General features: G+C 64.7%; 19 protein-coding genes. 6 read left to right on the forward strand and 13 right to left on the reverse strand.

Annotated elements, in window-relative coordinates:
* Window positions 1–19: 19 nt before the first annotated feature.
* The 3 genes from ACVW1B_RS35015 to nth all read right to left on the reverse strand — a co-directional run bounded on the left by ACVW1B_RS35015 (window position 20) and on the right by nth (window position 3,672).
* Complete coding sequence (locus tag ACVW1B_RS35015) at window positions 20–1,648, reverse strand: MFS transporter (RefSeq protein WP_253605758.1); 1,629 nt, start codon at window positions 1,646–1,648, stop codon at window positions 20–22.
* On the reverse strand, window positions 1,635–2,780 hold the full coding sequence (locus ACVW1B_RS35020) for an HlyD family secretion protein (RefSeq protein ID WP_168856183.1): 1,146 nt from the start codon (window positions 2,778–2,780) through the stop codon (window positions 1,635–1,637). The genes ACVW1B_RS35015 and ACVW1B_RS35020 overlap by 14 nt, the downstream gene beginning before the upstream one ends.
* Window positions 2,781–2,886: 106 nt before the next feature.
* Window positions 2,887–3,672, reverse strand: a complete 786-nt coding sequence (gene nth, locus ACVW1B_RS35025) for an endonuclease III (RefSeq protein ID WP_253605757.1) — start codon at window positions 3,670–3,672, stop codon at window positions 2,887–2,889.
* A 22-nt stretch (window positions 3,673–3,694) separates the two neighbouring features.
* On the opposite strand from nth, the gene ACVW1B_RS35030 reads away from it, so the two are divergent.
* Window positions 3,695–4,255 (forward strand): DUF2244 domain-containing protein, encoded by a 561-nt coding sequence (locus ACVW1B_RS35030; protein WP_253605755.1) that lies wholly within the window; start codon window positions 3,695–3,697, stop codon window positions 4,253–4,255.
* A 273-nt stretch (window positions 4,256–4,528) separates the two neighbouring features.
* Window positions 4,529–5,425, forward strand: a complete 897-nt coding sequence (locus tag ACVW1B_RS35035; protein WP_028335763.1) for a methylated-DNA--[protein]-cysteine S-methyltransferase — start codon at window positions 4,529–4,531, stop codon at window positions 5,423–5,425.
* Between the two features lie 62 nt (window positions 5,426–5,487).
* On the opposite strand, the gene ACVW1B_RS35040 is transcribed toward ACVW1B_RS35035, so the two are convergent.
* The 9 genes from ACVW1B_RS35040 to ACVW1B_RS35080 all read right to left on the reverse strand — a co-directional run bounded on the left by ACVW1B_RS35040 (window position 5,488) and on the right by ACVW1B_RS35080 (window position 13,082).
* Window positions 5,488–6,111 carry a 2,3-bisphosphoglycerate-dependent phosphoglycerate mutase gene (locus ACVW1B_RS35040; protein ID WP_253605753.1) on the reverse strand — a complete coding sequence of 208 codons (624 nt, stop codon included), beginning with the start codon at window positions 6,109–6,111 and terminating at the stop codon, window positions 5,488–5,490.
* A 47-nt stretch (window positions 6,112–6,158) separates the two neighbouring features.
* Complete coding sequence (dapB, locus tag ACVW1B_RS35045) at window positions 6,159–6,971, reverse strand: 4-hydroxy-tetrahydrodipicolinate reductase (protein ID WP_016841511.1); 813 nt, start codon at window positions 6,969–6,971, stop codon at window positions 6,159–6,161.
* A gap of 66 nt (window positions 6,972–7,037) precedes the next feature.
* Window positions 7,038–7,340 (reverse strand): DUF1330 domain-containing protein, encoded by a 303-nt coding sequence (locus ACVW1B_RS35050; protein WP_028335765.1) that lies wholly within the window; start codon window positions 7,338–7,340, stop codon window positions 7,038–7,040.
* A 21-nt stretch (window positions 7,341–7,361) separates the two neighbouring features.
* Complete coding sequence (gene pyrF, locus ACVW1B_RS35055) at window positions 7,362–8,072, reverse strand: orotidine-5'-phosphate decarboxylase (RefSeq protein ID WP_253605751.1); 711 nt, start codon at window positions 8,070–8,072, stop codon at window positions 7,362–7,364.
* 6 nt (window positions 8,073–8,078) lie between these two features.
* Complete coding sequence (locus tag ACVW1B_RS35060; RefSeq protein ID WP_253605750.1) at window positions 8,079–8,657, reverse strand: NADPH-dependent FMN reductase; 579 nt, start codon at window positions 8,655–8,657, stop codon at window positions 8,079–8,081.
* Window positions 8,658–8,705: 48 nt separating this feature from the next.
* Window positions 8,706–9,308, reverse strand: a complete 603-nt coding sequence (locus tag ACVW1B_RS35065; RefSeq protein ID WP_026192052.1) for a class I SAM-dependent methyltransferase — start codon at window positions 9,306–9,308, stop codon at window positions 8,706–8,708.
* A gap of 99 nt (window positions 9,309–9,407) precedes the next feature.
* Window positions 9,408–10,535 (reverse strand): molecular chaperone DnaJ, encoded by a 1,128-nt coding sequence (gene dnaJ, locus ACVW1B_RS35070; RefSeq protein ID WP_050383491.1) that lies wholly within the window; start codon window positions 10,533–10,535, stop codon window positions 9,408–9,410.
* A gap of 170 nt (window positions 10,536–10,705) precedes the next feature.
* Window positions 10,706–12,607, reverse strand: a complete 1,902-nt coding sequence (dnaK, locus tag ACVW1B_RS35075) for a molecular chaperone DnaK (RefSeq protein WP_026192053.1) — start codon at window positions 12,605–12,607, stop codon at window positions 10,706–10,708.
* Between the two features lie 205 nt (window positions 12,608–12,812).
* Window positions 12,813–13,082, reverse strand: a complete 270-nt coding sequence (locus ACVW1B_RS35080; protein WP_253605748.1) for a hypothetical protein — start codon at window positions 13,080–13,082, stop codon at window positions 12,813–12,815.
* A 92-nt stretch (window positions 13,083–13,174) separates the two neighbouring features.
* Here ACVW1B_RS35080 and ACVW1B_RS35085 point away from each other — a divergent pair, with 92 nt between their 5' ends.
* From ACVW1B_RS35085 to ACVW1B_RS35100, 4 genes are all read left to right on the forward strand, one after another.
* Entirely contained in the window at window positions 13,175–14,110 is a 936-nt protein-coding gene (locus ACVW1B_RS35085) for a hypothetical protein (RefSeq protein ID WP_253605746.1), read from the forward strand.
* Window positions 14,111–14,194: 84 nt separating this feature from the next.
* Complete coding sequence (pncA, locus tag ACVW1B_RS35090) at window positions 14,195–14,905, forward strand: bifunctional nicotinamidase/pyrazinamidase (RefSeq protein WP_253605745.1); 711 nt, start codon at window positions 14,195–14,197, stop codon at window positions 14,903–14,905.
* Between the two features lie 22 nt (window positions 14,906–14,927).
* On the forward strand, window positions 14,928–15,782 hold the full coding sequence (locus ACVW1B_RS35095; RefSeq protein WP_253605743.1) for a helix-turn-helix domain-containing protein: 855 nt from the start codon (window positions 14,928–14,930) through the stop codon (window positions 15,780–15,782).
* Between the two features lie 68 nt (window positions 15,783–15,850).
* Window positions 15,851–16,276, forward strand: coding sequence for a VOC family protein (locus tag ACVW1B_RS35100; RefSeq protein ID WP_253605741.1), 426 nt, complete (start codon window positions 15,851–15,853; stop codon window positions 16,274–16,276).
* A 48-nt stretch (window positions 16,277–16,324) separates the two neighbouring features.
* Here ACVW1B_RS35100 and grpE read toward each other — a convergent pair whose 3' ends face one another.
* A complete protein-coding gene (gene grpE / locus ACVW1B_RS35105; RefSeq protein WP_028341763.1) occupies window positions 16,325–16,930 on the reverse strand; it encodes a nucleotide exchange factor GrpE in 606 nt (201 codons plus the stop codon).
* Window positions 16,931–17,035 lie beyond the last annotated feature (105 nt).

Below are 17,035 nucleotides of genomic sequence, written 5' to 3' on the forward strand. Positions count from 1 at the left end.
CGCGCCGCCTCTTCGCAAATCAGGAAGCGGTGGCGCCCAGCCTGCGCATCACGCTCTTCACCAAGCCGAGCGGCAGCGGCGACAACGGGCCCTGCGGCGCGCGCGTGATCAGGGCGACCAGGACCAGCGCCAGGATCGCGAGCCAGAAGCACAGCCAGAAGCCGTCGATATAGGCGAGCGTGTTGGCCTCGCGCTGCACCAGCGCCGCCAGCGTGCCGACGGCGCGCCCCGTCGCTGTCCCGATGCCGTGGCCGGAAAATTCACCTGCCAGCCGCTTCAGCAGGTTCACGACGTCGATATCGCCATTCTGGACGTGCTGTCCGAGATAGTTCGAATGGATCTGCTCGCGGACCCGCAGCCAGGTCCCCATCAGCGCGACGCCAATCTCGGCGCCGCCGAGGCGCATGATCTGGATATAGGCCGCGAACGCCGTCGCCCGCGACGGATCGGAATTCGACAGCGCCATGATGATGATCGGCAGCAGCGTGAACGCCTGCCCGATCGACGTGAGCAGGACGATGCCGACAAAGTCGTCGCGTGCCCAGACATGGCTCAGCTGCGTGCCCCACAGATTGGCGGCCGCGAATGCAGAGAAGCCGAGTACCACGACGATGCGCGGATCAAGGTGGCGCAGCAGCAGAATCGAGATCGGCACCAGCACGAACATCGGCAGCGCGCCGTAGGTGAACAGCAGCACGCCCGACTGCTCCGGCCGCAGCGCGCCGACGGTGCCGAGGAAGTTCGGCACCAGCGACGAATTCGACAGGCTGGTCAGTGTGTACAGCAGGATGACGACCAGCGAGAGGCCGATATTGCGCGAGAACAGCACGTTGAAATGCGCCCACGGCCGGCGCGCGACCATTTCGTTGATCATGAAGGCGACAATCAACAGCCCGCCGCCGATCAAGAGCGCCATCACCGTGCCCGACGACAGCCAGTCCAGTCGGTTGCCCTGATCGAGCCCGGCATAGACCATCGACACCCCGGCGCCGAGCAGCAGCATGCCGCCCCAATCGGCATGGTGCAGCAGGTCGCGATTGACGGGTTCTTTCGGGGTGCCGAGATACACCATCAGCCCCATCAGCGGCGCGATCACCACGCCCTGCCAATACAGCCACTGCCAGCCGAGATGCTCGACATAGAAACCGACCAGCGAGCTCGAGGAGTCGAGCGCGAAGCCGACGCGGATCGAGTACATCGCAATCGCCGGCAACCACCATCGGATCGGCAAATTGCGCAGGATGATCATCAGCGTCGCCGGCACGAAGGTGCCGAGCAGCATGCCGTGGGCGATGCTGAGCGCGATCAGCGTCGTGTAGTCGCGCACGAACGGAATAGTCAGCGAGACCGCGGCATAGACCAGGCTCGGAATGCCGAGCACCCGGCGCAGGCCGAACACGGTGGCAAGCCAGGCCACCGCAGGCGCGACGAAGATCTGCGAGCCGATGGCAGCCGTCGAGAGCCAGGCGCCCTCGTCGAAGCTGAGCGAGAACGCGCCGCGCAGATCGGGCAGGCCGACCGAGGTCAGTCGGCTGTCGAAATTCGCCAGGAACGCGCCGAGCAGCACGGCGACGACCGCGAACAGCGGATAGCGCGCAACGTCGCCGCGCGAGACCGGACCACGGTCGCGGTCATCACTTTCCGCCATTGGCGACCGCCTCGCCGGTGTCGATCCGCGTGACGACCGACATGCCCGGCAGCAGGCGCTCGAGCAAGGGCTGGCCCTTGTCGAACTGGATCCGCACCGGAATGCGCTGCACCACCTTGGTGAAATTGCCGGTGGCGTTATCGGGCGGCAGCAGCGCGAATTGCGATCCGCTCGCCGGCGCGATGCGCTCGACGACGCCGCGCAGCTTCTGGCCCGCGAACGTATCCACGGTGACCTCGACCGGCTGGCCCGGCTTGACGTTGGTCAGCTGGGTCTCCTTGTAGTTGGCGATCACATAGACGTTCGGCAGCGGCACGACGTTGATCAGATTGGCGCCGATGTTGACGTAGTCGCCCGGCTGGACCTGGCGCTCGCCGGTGACGCCGTCGAACGGCGCGACGATCTTGGTGTAGCCAAGCTTGAGCTTGGCCGATGCCAATAGCGCCTTGGCGGCGTCGAGGTCGGCGGCACGCTGCTTCTTGGTGCCTTGCAGGACCTCGAGCTGATGGCGCTGTGCCGCGATGACAGCGCGGCTGGCGCGCACGTCGGCCTCCGCCTTGGCGTAGGATGCGGTCGCCTGCTCGAGCCGCTGCCGCGTGCCGGCGTCGGTTTGCGACAGCGACTGCTGACGCTCTTCCTCCTGGCGTGCCAGAGTCTGCTGCGCCTCCGCGGACAGCCGCGCAGCTTCGGCCTGCGCGATGGTCGCATATTGCAGCTCGACCTGGTTGTTGAGGTTGTCGAGCACGGCCTGCGCACCGACCACGCCGGCCTCGGCTTGCGCCACCTGCGCCTGGTAATCGGCCGGATCGATCTGCACCAGGAGATCGCCGGCCTTGACGTGCTGGAAATCGGAGACGGCGACGGTGAGCACCTCGCCGGACACGCGGCTGGAGAGCTGGGTCAATTCGGCGCGCACATAGGCATCATTGGTGGTCTGGATCGTGGCGCTGCCGACCCAGGCATCCCAACGACTGGTCGCCACCGCGACGAACACCAGCGCGACGAGCACGGCAAACAGCGGAATCGCGAAACGGCTCCAGAAGCCGCTTGCCGAAGGTTGCGGCTTGGCAGGTGCCGCAGCAGGCGCGGTCTGGCTGGCGGGTGACGGACCATCTTCAACCTGCTCTGCCACACCGCACTCCCTCAATCACGCACCGGAACAACCGACGAACCTATCACGCGAACCGATATCCACTTCGCTCGAAAACGCCCTGATAGCACATGACGACGATCATGCCTCAGACGGTCTTTTCCGGCCACCGGCAGAGATCATTGATCAGACATACGTCGCAACGTGGACCGCGGGCGAGGCAGGTGTAGCGCCCATGCAGGATCAGCCAGTGATGGGCGTGCAGCATGAACTCGGTCGGGATCACCTTCTCCAATCCCAGCTCGACCTCGAGCGGCGTCTTGCCGGGCGCGAGCCCGGTGCGGTTGCCGACGCGAAACACATGGGTGTCGACCGCCATCGTGTGCTCGCCGAATGCCATGTTGAGCACGACATTCGCGGTCTTGCGGCCGGCGCCGGGCAGCGATTCGATCTCGGCGCGCGTGCGCGGCACCTCGCCGCCGAACTCGGCGATCAGCTTCTGCGAGAGCGCGATGACGTTCTTCGCCTTGTTGCGATAGAGCCCGATGGTCTTGATGTAGTCGCGCACCCTGTCCTCGCCGAGCTCAAGCATCTTCGCCGGCGTGTCGGCGACCGCGAACAGCGCTCGCGTCGCCTTGTTGACGCCGGCGTCGGTCGCCTGCGCCGACAGCACCACCGCAACGAGCAGCGTGTAGGGGTTGAGGTGCTCGAGTTCGCCCTTGGGTTCGGGATTGGCTTGGCGGAACCGGTCGAAAGCCTCGTAGACCTCCTCCGATGTCCATGGCTTCGGCTTTACCGTTCGCTTGGCGGCCGTCTTGGCCGCCTTCTTTGCCTCGCGTTTGGGCAGCAGCCTTGCCGCTTTCGCAGGCTTCTTCTTCGGAGCAGATCGAACGCTTGATGTGCTGGCGCGTTGAGAGCGGATGATTTTGGCCATGAACCGGATATACTGAGACGCCATGACCGCAGGCAACGACTTTGATCCGGGCGAAGACCTCAGGGCCGATGACCTCGCGGATGATGCCGCTGAGGCCGAGCCCAAACTGTTCTCGGCATTGCTGACGCCGCACCGCTCGCTGAATCGCACCGGCTTTATCGTGCTGATGTCGTTCGTCACCGTGGTCAGCTTCATCGCCGGCGCGGTGTTCTGGTGGCTGGGCGCCTGGCCGATCTTCGGCTTCTTCGGCCTCGACGCGCTGGTGATCTATTGGGCGTTCAAGGTCAATTTCCGCTCCGCCAAGGCGAGCGAGGAGATCACCGTCACACCGTCGGAACTGCGGGTGCGCAGGATCAGCCATCGCGGCCATGTGGCCGAATGGGTGCTCAATCCGCTCTGGGTGCGGTTCGAACAGATCTCGCATGAGGAGTTCGGTATCGAGCGGCTCTATCTGGTCTCCCGGGGCCGCCGGGTCAGCGTCGGCAGCTTCCTCGGCCCGGACGAAAAAGCCAGCTTCTCCAAGGCCTTGACGGCGGCGCTCAACGCCGCGAAACGCGGCCCGACTTACAACCCCATCCGCTAGTGTGCTGAATGCGAAGTTCGTGCGATTTCGCGGCAACCACTTTCACGAACTTCGCATTCATAAAGCACACTAGAATCAAAGGTTTGCTAGTGTCCTTATCGAATCCGAAGTTCGCTCCGAAGGTGCGGCAAATGATGCGAACTTCGGATTCGGGACACTAGTCGAGCTTACTTTTGAGCATGATCTCGTCGGAAAACCGGTCCCCACTTTTCCGGATCATGCTTGTCAGAAATCGGGTGGTTTGGACGCGCCATGGCTCCTAAATCAGACACCATGATGACACTCGCCATACACGACCAGCGCCTGGCCAAGCCGGGCCTCCAGAGCGCCGCGCTGCGCGACTATGACTCGGTTCGGCGCGCCATCGCGTTCATCTCGGAGCATTGGCGCACACAGCCGACCATCGAAGCGATGGCCGATGCCGCCGCCGTCACGCCGGATGAATTGCACCATCTTTTCCGCCGCTGGGCCGGGCTGACGCCGAAGGCCTTCATGCAGGCGCTGACCCTGGACCACGCCAAGAACCTGCTGCGCGATTCCGCCAGCGTGCTCGATGCGGCACTCGACTCCGGCCTGTCAGGGCCGGGACGGCTGCACGACCTGTTCGTCACGCATGAGGCGATGTCGCCGGGCGAATGGAAGACCGGCGCAGGCGGCATGACGCTGCGCTACGGCTTCCATCCCTCGCCGTTCGGCACCGCGATCGTGATCGCAACGGATCGCGGGCTTGCGGGGCTTGCCTTCGCCGATCACGGCGACGAGCAGACCGCATTCGCCGACATGAAGCGGCGCTGGCCGAACGCGACCTATGTCGAGGACACCGACGGCACCACCGCGCTGGCGCAGCGCGTGTTCGATACAAGGTTGTGGCGGGCGGACCAGCCGCTGCGCGTCGTTTTGATCGGCACCGACTTCGAGGTGCGGGTGTGGGAGACGCTGCTCAAGGTCCCGATGGGCCGCGCGGTCAGCTATTCCGACATCGCCTGCAAGATCAACAGCCCGAAAGCCTCGCGCGCGGTCGGCGCCGCGGTCGGCCGCAACCCGGTGTCGTTCGTGGTGCCCTGCCATCGCGCACTCGGCAAAAGCGGCGCGCTGACCGGCTATCACTGGGGCATCACCCGCAAGCAGGCGATGCTGGGCTGGGAAGCCGGCCAGGTCGGATTGCACTAACCTCTATCTCGTCATTCCGGGTTCGATGCTGCGCATCGCCCCGGAATGACAACATCAAACCTCTACCCCGCGAGATCGACCTTGGACGCAACGGTGGAATCGGCATTGAGCCGATAGACCACCGGCGCGCCGGTGGCGAGCTCGCGCTTGAGGATCTGCTCCGGCGTCAGCCTCTCCAGCACCATGATCAGCGCGCGCAGCGAATTGCCGTGGGCGGCGATCAGCGTGCGCTGGCCGCGCAGCACGCCGGGCAGGATCTCCTGCACGTAATAGGGCAGCGTGCGCGCCAGCGTATCCTTCAGGCTTTCACCGCCGGGTGGCGGCACGTCGTAGGAACGGCGCCAGATCAGAACCTGATCCTCGCCCCACTTCTTGCGGGCGTCGTCCTTGTTGAGGCCGGAGAGATCACCGTAATCGCGTTCGTTGAGCGCAAGGTTCTTCGTGGTCGGCAAACCGGTCTGGCCGATCTGCTCCAGCATCAGCTTCAGCGTGTGCTGCGCACGGGTAAGATCGGAGGTGAACGCGACATCAAACGACAGGCCCTGCGCCTTCAGCTTGCGGCCGGCCTCGTTCGCTTCGTTGACGCCCTGCTCGGTGAGATCAGGGTCCTTCCACCCGGTGAACAGGTTCTTCAGATTCCAGTCGCTCTGACCGTGACGAACGAGCACAAGGAGACGATCACTCATTTCAGATTCCGTTTTCGCTTAGCTGGATTTCATTCCGTCGAGCGGTGTCAGTCGCTCAACCCGAGGACGTCGGCCATCGAATACATGCCGGGCTTCTTGCCATGCGCCCACAGCGCTGCCTTCAGCGCGCCCTGCGCGAACAGCGCGCGATCCTCTGCATGGTGCGAGAGCGTGATGCGCTCGGAGGGGCCGGCAAAGATCACGCTGTGATCGCCGGCCGCAGTGCCGCCGCGCAACGAGGCAAAGCCGATATCGCCCGCGCGCCGCGCACCGGTGAGGCCATCGCGGCCGCGCGCCGAATGCTGATCGAGCGCGATTCCGCGTCCCGCGGCCGCGGCTTCGCCGAGCATCAAGGCGGTGCCCGACGGCGCATCGATCTTGGACTTGTGGTGCATCTCGAGAATTTCGATATCGAAGCTCTGGTCGAGCGATTGCGCGACGCGCTTGACCAGCGCGGCGAGCAGATTGACGCCGAGGCTCATATTGCCTGACTTCACCACGATGGCGCGATTGGTCACGCTGCGGATCACCGCATCGTCGGACGGCGACATCCCGGTGGTGCCGATGACGTGAACGAGGCCGCGCTCGGCCGCGATCGCGACGTTGGCGATGGTCGCGGCCGGCACGGTGAAATCCAGGATGCCGTCGGCGCCGGCCGACATCGACCACAGATCGGCCGACAGCTTGACGTCATTGGCGGGGAGGCCGGCGAGCACACCGGCGTCCTTGCCGAGCAGTTCCGAGCCCGGTGCTTCCAGCGCACCGACCAGCACCGCCCCCGGGGTTTCGGAAATCACCCGCGTCAGCGTGCGGCCCATCCGGCCGCCGGCTCCCGCAACAATCAGACGCATGTCAGCCATGGCTCACCTCTCCACGCGATATAGCGAGCCAAGGCTGTTCCGGCAACCGAACCGGCCAACCCGCGATCAGGGCTGCGGGCCGTCATAGCCCTCGATGATGATGAGGTCGGCGATCGAATGCGGCTGCCGCACCTTGATGTTGGCCTGGTATTCCGGGGAGTTGTAGCAGGCCATCGCGGTTGCGTAGTCGGGAAATTCGATCACGACATTGCGGGAGCGGCTCTCTCCCTCGACGCAGTTGAGCTGGCCGCCGCGCACCACGTAACGGCCGCCGAACTTCTTGAAGATCGCAAGGTTGGCCACCGCGTAGGGCTTGTAGCCCTCGTCATTGTGAACGTCGACGCGTCCAATCCAGTATCCCTTCGCCATCTCTGTTCTCCCTCTTGTTGTTCAGGCGAGCGCCTGGGCGATTTCGGCGTGAATGGCTTCGGCTGATGCCTTCGGGTCGGCGGCTTCCATCACCGGACGTCCGACCACGAGATAGTCGGCGCCGGCGGCAATGGCGCGAGCCGGCGTCATGATGCGCTTCTGGTCGCCGGTTGCCGAGCCCGCGGGTCGGATACCCGGCGTCACCAGGTTCATCTGATCGCCGACGATCTTGCGCAAGGCGGCGGCCTCCTCGGGCGAGCTGACGAGGCCGTCAACGCCAAGCGCCTGCGCCTGTTTGGCGCGCGCTTCGACGAGATCGGAGACGTTGAGGCGATAGCCCGCCGCATGCAGATCGGTGTCGTCGTAGGAGGTCAGCACCGTCACCGCGAGGATCTTCAGGCCGGAGCCGGCGCGTGCCTCGACCGCCGCCTTCATGGTCTGCGGGTAGGCATGCACGGTGAGGAAGGTCGCGCCGAGCCCGGCGACGCTTTCGACCCCGCGCGCGACGGTGTTGCCGATGTCGTGCAGCTTCAGATCGAGGAAGACCTTCTTGCCGCTGCCTGCAAGCTGCTTCGCCAGGATGAGGCCGCCGGCATAACCGAGCTGATAGCCGATCTTGTAGAAGCTGACGGCATCGCCGAGCCGGTCGATCATCGCCTCGGCGCTGGCGACGGACGGCAGATCGAGCGCCACGATCAACCGGTCTCTTGGAGCGATCCTGGCTGGCTGCATGTCACCTCACATCATGCGTTGAGAATGGTCGATCAGCTGCCGTACCAGCGCGCGCATCGCGTCGATGTCGGCTTGGTGCTTCAGATGATCCATATCGTCGTAGGCCTGCTCGGCAAATGACAGCGCGAGCTGGTTTGGGATCACGGTGGCGCGGCACGCCGTCAGGATCAGGCGCAGCGCAGCCAGCGCGCGGGTGCCGCCGAGCCGGTTGCCGGATGCGGCTGAAATCGCGAACGCGCGGCCGTGGAACACCTGACCTCGCACCTCATGCGGATCCTGCACGCGGCTCACCCAGTCGATCGTGTTCTTCACCAGCGCCGGCACCGAGGAATTGTATTCCGGCGTCACGATCAGCACGCCATGATGGACGCCGATCATCCGCTTCAGATTCACGGCATGCTGCGGCACGCCGGATTTCGCCTGCAGGTCGCCGTCATAGATCGGCAGCGGAAAATCGCCGAGCGAGATGCGGGTGACGTCGGCGCCGGATTGCGCCAGTTCGTGCGCCAGCACGGCAGCCAGCTTCGCATTGAGCGAGCCTGACCGAAGCGATCCGGGGATCACGAGGATTTTCAGCGCGGACATTTTGAAATCGCAGGTATGGCGCACGCCCGGCGCGACGGCGCCGGGTGGTCAGCCCTTGCGATACACCCAGACCCGCGCGGGCGGAAGGTTCATCCAGATCCGCTCGGAGGCCTCTGTGGACACGCCCGGCAGCGACTTCGGAATCGGAGGCACCACCGAATAGGTGAACTGAATGAACGGCGCGCCGGGTGCGAGCGCCAGGAAGGCGTCACGGACCAGCCTCAGGCGGGTCAGCATCGGCTTGGTGACGAGCGGCAGGCCGGAGACCACGGCTGAGGCGGGAGATTTAAGTACCTCCCACAGCGTATCGCGCAGCGTATAGGCATCCCCCTGGACGACCCTGGCGTGCGGATAGCGTTCGCGCAGCAAGGCGCAGAAGCCGGGATTGTATTCGACCAGGACGAGACGCTTCTGATCCACGCCGTGCTCGATCAGCGCGTTGGTGATCGCCCCGGTGCCGGGTCCAAGTTCGACGACCGGCCCCTCGGCGTCGGGATCGACATATTGCGCCATGGTGCGGGCGAGCAGCCGTCCGGACGGCATCACCGCGCCCATATGCAGCGGCTTCTCCATCCATGAACGGAGAAATCGAACCTCGTCGTCGAGACGGAGGGGCTTCTTCGACGCACGCACGGACGATTGCAAAGGCATGTCGCTACCAGGCGGGGACCGCACAATCGAGCGGTTGTCAGAAAACAGTCACAAAGACGTATAGGTCGAAGTCGTTACGGTCAAGCATAACGACTGCGGCTAGACGGAGCGATTGCCAAAGAAGTCCTTGACCTTAGAGAAGAAACCCGCGGCCTCCGGCTGGGTTGCGCCGGACGACAGCTTTTCGAACTCCATCAGCAGTTCTTGCTGCTTCTTGGTCAGATTCTGCGGCGTTTCGACCACGACCTGGACATACATGTCGCCGGTCTGGCGCGAACGGAGCACCGGCATACCCTTTGATGCGATGCGGAATCGCCGGCTGGACTGGGTGCCGGCCGGCACCTTCACCTTGGTCTTGCCCTTGTCGATGGTCGGCACCTCGAATTCACCGCCGAGCGCTGCGGTCACCATCGAGATCGGCACGCGGCAGTGCAGGTCGGCGCCGTCGCGCTGGAAGAACTGGTGCGTGGTCAGCGACAGGAAGATGTAGAGGTCGCCGGGCGGTCCGCCGCGGACACCGGCCTCGCCTTCGCCGGCGAGACGAATGCGGGTGCCGTCCTCGACGCCCGGGGGAATGTTGACCGACAGCGTGCGCTCGCGCGTCACCCGGCCGGAACCGGCGCAGGAGGTGCAGGCATCCTCGATCATCTGGCCGCGACCCTGACAGCCGGGACAGGTCCGCTCCAGCGTGAAGAAGCCCTGGGCCTGCCGGACACGGCCGGCGCCGCCGCAATGCGAGCAGGTCTTCGGCTTGGTGCCGGCCTTGGCGCCGGTGCCCGAGCAGGATTCGCAGGTGACCGAGACCGGAATCTCGATCTGCGCGGTCTTGCCCTGGAAGGCCTCCTCGAGCGTGATCTCCATGTTGTAGCGCAGGTCGGCTCCGCGCTCGCGGCCGCCGCTGCGACGCTGCCCGGCCATGCCGAACAGGTCTTCGAAAATGTCGGAAAAGGATGAGGCGAAGCCGGCGCCGAAGCCGGGGCCGCCACCGCCCATGCCCTGCTCGAAAGCGGCATGGCCGAAGCGGTCATAGGCGGCGCGCTTGTCGCCGTCCTTCAGCACCTCATAGGCTTCGTTGATTTCCTTGAATCGGACTTCGCTGGTGGCGTCGCCCGGATTCTTGTCCGGATGCCATTTCATCGCGAGCTTGCGGAAAGCCGATTTGAGCTTGGTCTCGTCCGCGTTCCGCTCAACCTCGAGGGTCTCGTAATAGCAGCGCTTGGTGGACATCCTTCAATTCCGTCCGAAGTTCATCGCGATCGCCAAAGATTGCGCTGACGATTGCGTCAAGGATTGCGCCTGTCTGGAAGATGCAGCGATCGCCTTAAAGAAAAATGACCCCCACTCCTCCGAGACGCGGCGCGTGCTCATTGGTGTGAGGGTCATGATCGCAAATCCGCTTAAGCAGACTTCTTGCTGTTCTTGTCGTCGTCGACCTCGGTGAACTCCGCGTCGACAACGTCATCCTTAGCAGCGTCCTTGGCCGCATCGGCCTCGGCCTGCTGCTTGTACATGGCCTCGCCGAGCTTCATCGAAGCCTGCGCCAGCGTGTTGGTCTTGGCCTTGATCGCCTCGGCGTCGTCGCCCTTCAGCGCTTCCTTGAGGTCGCTGACGGCGTCTTCGATCGCGCGGCGCTCGGTGTCGGCGATCTTCGAACCGTGTTCGGCCAGAGCCTTCTCGGTCGAGTGAACCAGCCCGTCGGCATGGTTCTTGGCGTCGACAGCCTCGCGGCGCTTCTTGTCCTCGGCCGCGTTGACCTCGGCGTCCTTGACCATCTTGTCGATGTCGGCTTCGGACAGACCGCCGGATGCCTGGATCCGGATCTGCTGTTCCTTGCCGGTCGCCTTGTCCTTGGCCGAGACGTTGACGATACCGTTGGCGTCGATGTCGAAGGTCACCTCGATCTGCGGCATGCCGCGCGGAGCCGGCGGAATACCCATCAGGTCGAACTGGCCGAGCATCTTGTTGTCGGCCGCCATTTCACGCTCGCCCTGGAAGACCCGGATGGTGACGGCGCCCTGATTGTCTTCGGCGGTCGAGAACACCTGGCTCTTCTTGGTCGGGATCGTGGTGTTGCGGTCGATGATGCGGGTGAACACGCCGCCCAGCGTCTCGATGCCCAGCGACAGCGGGGTCACGTCGAGCAGCAGCACGTCCTTGACGTCGCCCTGCAGCACGCCGGCCTGGATCGCAGCGCCGATCGCGACGACCTCGTCGGGATTGACGCCCTTGTGCGGCTCCTTGCCGAAGAACTGCTTCACGACTTCCTGGATCTTCGGCATGCGGGTCATGCCGCCGACCAGCACCACTTCGCCGATCTCGCCGGCGGTCAGGCCGGCATCCTTCAGCGCCTTGCGGCATGGCTCGATGGTCTTCTCGACGAGATCGGCCACCAGCGCCTCGAACTTGGCGCGGGTCAGCTTCATCGTCAGATGCTTCGGACCGGTCTGGTCAGCCGTGATGAACGGCAGGTTGATTTCGGTCTGCGTGGTCGACGACAGCTCGATCTTGGCCTTCTCCGCAGCTTCCTTCAGGCGCTGCAGGGCGAGCTTGTCGTTGCGCAGGTTGATGCCCTGCTCCTTCTGGAATTCGTCGGCGAGATAGCCGACCAGGCGCATGTCGAAATCTTCACCGCCGAGGAAGGTGTCGCCGTTGGTCGACTTCACCTCGAACACGCCGTCGCCGATCTCGAGGATCGAGACGTCGAAGGTGCCGCCGCCGAGGTCGTACACGGCGATCGTGCCGGACTTCGACTTGTCGAGACCGTAGGCGAGCGCGGCAGCCGTCGGCTCGTTGATGATGCGCAGCACTTCGAGGCCGGCGATCTTGCCGGCGTCCTTGGTGGCCTGACGCTGCGCGTCGTTGAAATAGGCGGGAACCGTGATGACGGCCTGCTCGACCTTCTGGCCGAGATGCGCCTCAGCGGTCTCCTTCATCTTCTGCAGAATGAAGGCCGAGACCTGCGAGGGCGAATAGGTCTTGCCATCGGCTTCGACCCAGGCGTCGCCGTTCGATGCCTTGACGATCTTGTAGGGAACGAGCTTCTTGTCCTTCTCGACCATCGGGTCGTCATAGCGGCGGCCAATGAGGCGCTTCACCGCAAAGAACGTACGCTCGGGATTGGTCACCGCCTGGCGCTTCGCCGGCTGGCCGACGAGGCGCTCGCCATCGTCAGTGAAAGCAACGATCGACGGCGTCGTTCGCATGCCCTCGGCATTCTCGATCACCTTGGCGTTCTTGCCATCCATTACGGCGACGCACGAATTCGTGGTGCCGAGGTCGATCCCAATGACCTTACCCATGGTTTTGATATCCTCTTTGCTACGGCAGGTTGGTTGGGCCCTGACGGCGCTCCGTACCGAACCCCCAGACGTTCACATACTCGCGATATTGCGACGGTGAGCCTGATATAGGAGAGAGGGTCCTGCCCGCAAGGACTGGACGCAACGTTGAGGCCTGAAAAGACTGACGTTTGAAAGATTGTGTCAGCCCGGCTGCAGCGCCGGTTCAAGCCCGATCCAAGTTAACAAATCGGCAATGATGCGGCCCGCTGGCGACCGCGAACATCCGCTGCACGACGTCCGCGCTGTTGAGTGAACACTCACAAACGTCGTATGCGAGAGCGGCGCACAGGCCGAGGGCGCGCTGTTTGGCCGCTGGTGGCCGATCGTCGGAAACGTCGGGAAACTGGAAAGTGCCGGCCAATCGGGACGAAAAGCCCATGGAATCGGGCCTGCAGGCCCGGAGCGTGGCTTTGGCGGCCTGTTGCAGGGTCATCAAAACCGCTAAAAGCGGTCCGACTGAAAGAGGCCATCCAGCCCTGCACCGGCCCCGTTGCGCGGCCACCAAGCAAAACCGGTAGATCCCCCATGACGCCTTTTCGACTTCTCGTTGCGGTTGCCTTGCTGCTTGCTGCCACCTGTCGTGGCTTTGCCGCCGACGTGGTGTTTCCGCCGGGCGCGCATGTCGGGATGAAGCCGCTGATGGGCCTCAACCGCGCCAAGTCGTTCATCGGCTTCGAGACCGAGGACCAGGGCGTGAAGGTCTTGATCGCCGATCTGCCCGCGGACGCCTACAACGAGGTCGTGAGCGCCTTCAAGGCCAACCCGGCCGGTAGCGGAAACATCAAGCCGGAGAGCCTCGAGACGCCGGCCGGCCTCGCCTATTACACCGTGGAGAGCGCGCGTGACGGCACCACCAATGTGCGGCGCTATTCCATGATCCTGCCGGGACCGACCTTCTCCGGCTATGTCGCGGTCCAGGTGCCGGAGAACGCCAGCAAGATCTACACCGACGACGCCGTGCGACAGATGTTCGCCACCGCCCAGATCCGCAACGAGGTGCCGGTCGACGAACAGCTCGGCATGATGCCGTTCAAGGTCACCGAGCTCAGCAGCTTCAAGAATGTCCGCATGCTGGCGCCGGGCGCGGCGCTGCTGATGGCCGACGGCGACGACAAGGGCCTTGAGACCAAGCCCTTCATGCTGCTTGGCCTCATCGGCTCGGCCCCGGCCACACCGGATGATCGCGGCCGCTTCGCCCAGCAGATCGCCACCACCATCCCCGGCGTGCGCGACGGGCGGATCACCATGTCCGAACCGATCCGGATCGACGGCCAGCCCGGCTTCGAGACGCGCATCGAAGCCGTCAGCGGCAAGGACAATACCCCGGTGACCATCGTGCAGTGGCTGCGGTTCGGCGCGCAAACATCGATGCGTATCATCGGCAGCTCCCCGCGCACCGATTGGGAGAAGGCCTTCCCGCGCTTCCGCGCGGTGCGCGACGGCATCCAGCCGCGCGGCTGACAGGGCCGCCGAAAAATCGGACTTTCGCAGCTCCACGAACGGAACTAGCCTTCGCGCACGGTTATCAGAGCGAGGAGGGGCGCGATGTTGGATCGACGACAGGTCGTTGCAGGGCTCGGTACGCTGGCGCTCGCGGCGCTGGTTCCAAAGCACCTCTGGGCGGCTGCGATCAAGCCCGACGACGGCTCCGCGCTGCTCGTGATCGACGTCCAGAACTGCTTCCTGCCCGGCGGCAGCCTCGCCGTGAAGGACGGCGAGCAGGTGGTGCCGGTGATCAACAAGATCGCCAAGAGCTTTGCCAATGTGGTGATGACGCAGGACTGGCATACGCCCGGACACATCTCCTTTGCCTCGACCCATTCCGGCAAGAAGCCGTTCGAGATCGTCGACCTTGCCTATGGCAAGCAGGTGCTGTGGCCCGACCACTGCGTCCAGGGTACCGACAGCGCCTCGCTGTCGAAGGAACTCGCGATCCCGCAGGCCGAGCTGATCATCCGCAAGGGTTTTCACAAGGACGTCGACAGCTACTCCGCCTTCACCGAGGCCGACGGCAAGACCACCACCGGGCTCGCCGCCTATCTGAAGGCGCGCAACGTCGAGCGGGTTTTCGTGGCCGGGCTCGCCACCGATTTCTGCGTGGCATGGACCGCGCTCGATGCGCGCAAGGCCGGCTTCGAGACCTATGTGGTGGAAGATGCCTGCCGCGGCATCGACACCCAGGGATCGCTCGCCAAGGCCTGGGACGACATGGCCAAGGCCGGCGTCAAGCGCATCCAGTCCTCGGATATCGCGTAAGACGCAGCCTCGCGAGATTCGCATGGCCGAGCCTGCGTCACCTCATGCATTCGATCTCGCGCAGCGCCTGCCGTCGCCGCGCATGGCCGGCCTGATCGTCCGGATCACCGGTTATCGCGAGACCGCAACGGGCCGGTTCGCGCAGCGGCAGACCGCGCCGCTGATCGTCCCGCTGATCATCAGTTTCGGCTCGCCGTTCCTGATCGCGCTGTCGCGCGAGCCCGATGCGGCCGACCGTCAGCTCAGCTTCGCCGCCGGCCTGCATGCCGGGCCTGTCTACATCGAGTCCGACGGCCACGCTGCCTGCGTGCAGGTCGATTTCACCCCGCTCGGCGCCTACGGCTTCTTCGGCGGCGCCGTGACCGACCTGGTCGGGCGCATGGTCGATATCGACGATGTGCTCGGCCATGATGGCCGTCGTCTGCGCGAACAGCTCGGCGCCGTGACGTGCTGGCAGCGCCGCTTCGACCTGATCGAGGCGTTCGTGCTGCGCCGCGCCGGCCACATGCCGTCTCCCGAAATCGCGTTCGCCTATCGAAAACTGGCGCGTTCGGCCGGCGCCATCAGCATCACGGCATTGGCCGACGAGATCGGCTGGAGCCGCAAGCATCTTGCCGGCCGGTTTCGGTCCGAGCTCGGCCTCGCCCCCAAATCGCTGGCGCGCATGATGCGGTTTCACCGAGCGAGCAGCCTGGCACAAAGCGGCGCCGCGCTCGGCTGGGCGGGGATCGCGGCGGAAAGCGGCTATGCCGACCAGGCCCATCTCGCCCGCGAGTTCGTCGAATTCGCAGGCGAACCGCCAACCGCCTGGGCGCGCCGCCAGGCGCTGACCGACCGCCGGCTGGTCCATTCCGACAATGGGCTGCCGGACTGGTAACAAACCTTCAAGCCGACGCCGCGTTGCCTCGTGCAGGATGGCGCCGTCAGCCAAGGAGGTGAGCGACCATGACGCACGACATCGAACCGCCCCGCATCTACCCGACCCTGCGCTGCAAGGACGCCGAGGCGATGACCAATTGGCTCACGACGGTGCTTGGGTTCACCGAACACGTCGTCTACCGCGACGGTGGCGTGATCCATCACGCCGAGCTCGCCTATGGTTCCTCGATGCTGATGCTGGGTCAGAGCCGTGACGACGCCTATGGCAAGCTGGTCGGCGACCTCGACCACCGCCGCACCGACTCGATCTATATCGCCGTCGGCGATCCCGACGCGCTGCACGCGAAGGTCAAGGCTGCCGGCGCCAAGATCGAGATGGAACTGCGCGATACCGACTATGGCAGCCGCGACTTCGCCTGCCGCGATCCGGAGGGAAATCTCTGGAGCTTCGGCACCTATTGGCCGAAGGCACACGAGAAGCCGCGACCGTGAGCCCGCGCAATCCGCGAACTCGCAAAGGGGCAGCCGGGATCGGACGGATCAGGCGGTGATGTCGGCGGTCGGGGCGGCCTTGGCGCCGCCCTTGGAGACGCCGACCAGCGCCGGACGCAGGATGCGCTCGCCGATCATGTAACCGGCCTGCACGACCTGCACCACGGTGCCCGACGGCACCGACGGATCTGGCACCTCGAACATCGCCTGCTGGAAGTTCGGATCGAACTTCTCGCCGATCGGGTCGAACTTCTTGACGCCGTTCTTCTCCAGCGCGTTGAGCAGCGAACGTTCGGTCAGCTCGACGCCTTCGATCAGCGCCTTCAGGCCGGGATCGGCGGCTTCCTTGGTCTCGGCCGGCACCGCATCGAGCGCGCGCTGCAGGTTGTCCGCGATATCGAGCACGTCGCGGGCAAAGCCGGTGATGCCGTAGGTCTTGGCGTCGGCGACCTCGCGGCGGGTGCGCTGGCGGAGATTCTCCATCTCGGCCAGGGTGCGCAGCGTCCGGTCGCGCGCCTCGGCGAGTTCCTTGGTCAGCGCCTCCGCCGATCCGGCCTCGGGCTCGTCAGGCATGATGTACGGCTTCGAGACCACGGGCTCACCCGTCGGCGCCGAATTCTCGGTGTTGTCATTGGCCCGGTTCGGATCGGTCATGGCTTGCCTTCTCGAAAACTCGCGTCGGTTCAAATCTTGGGGATTGCTTGCCGGGATATCGTGCTTTGGCCGGCGAAAATCAAGCGCAACATACCGGTCTCGGGA

This window comes from Bradyrhizobium sp. USDA 4502 (genome assembly GCF_054063355.1).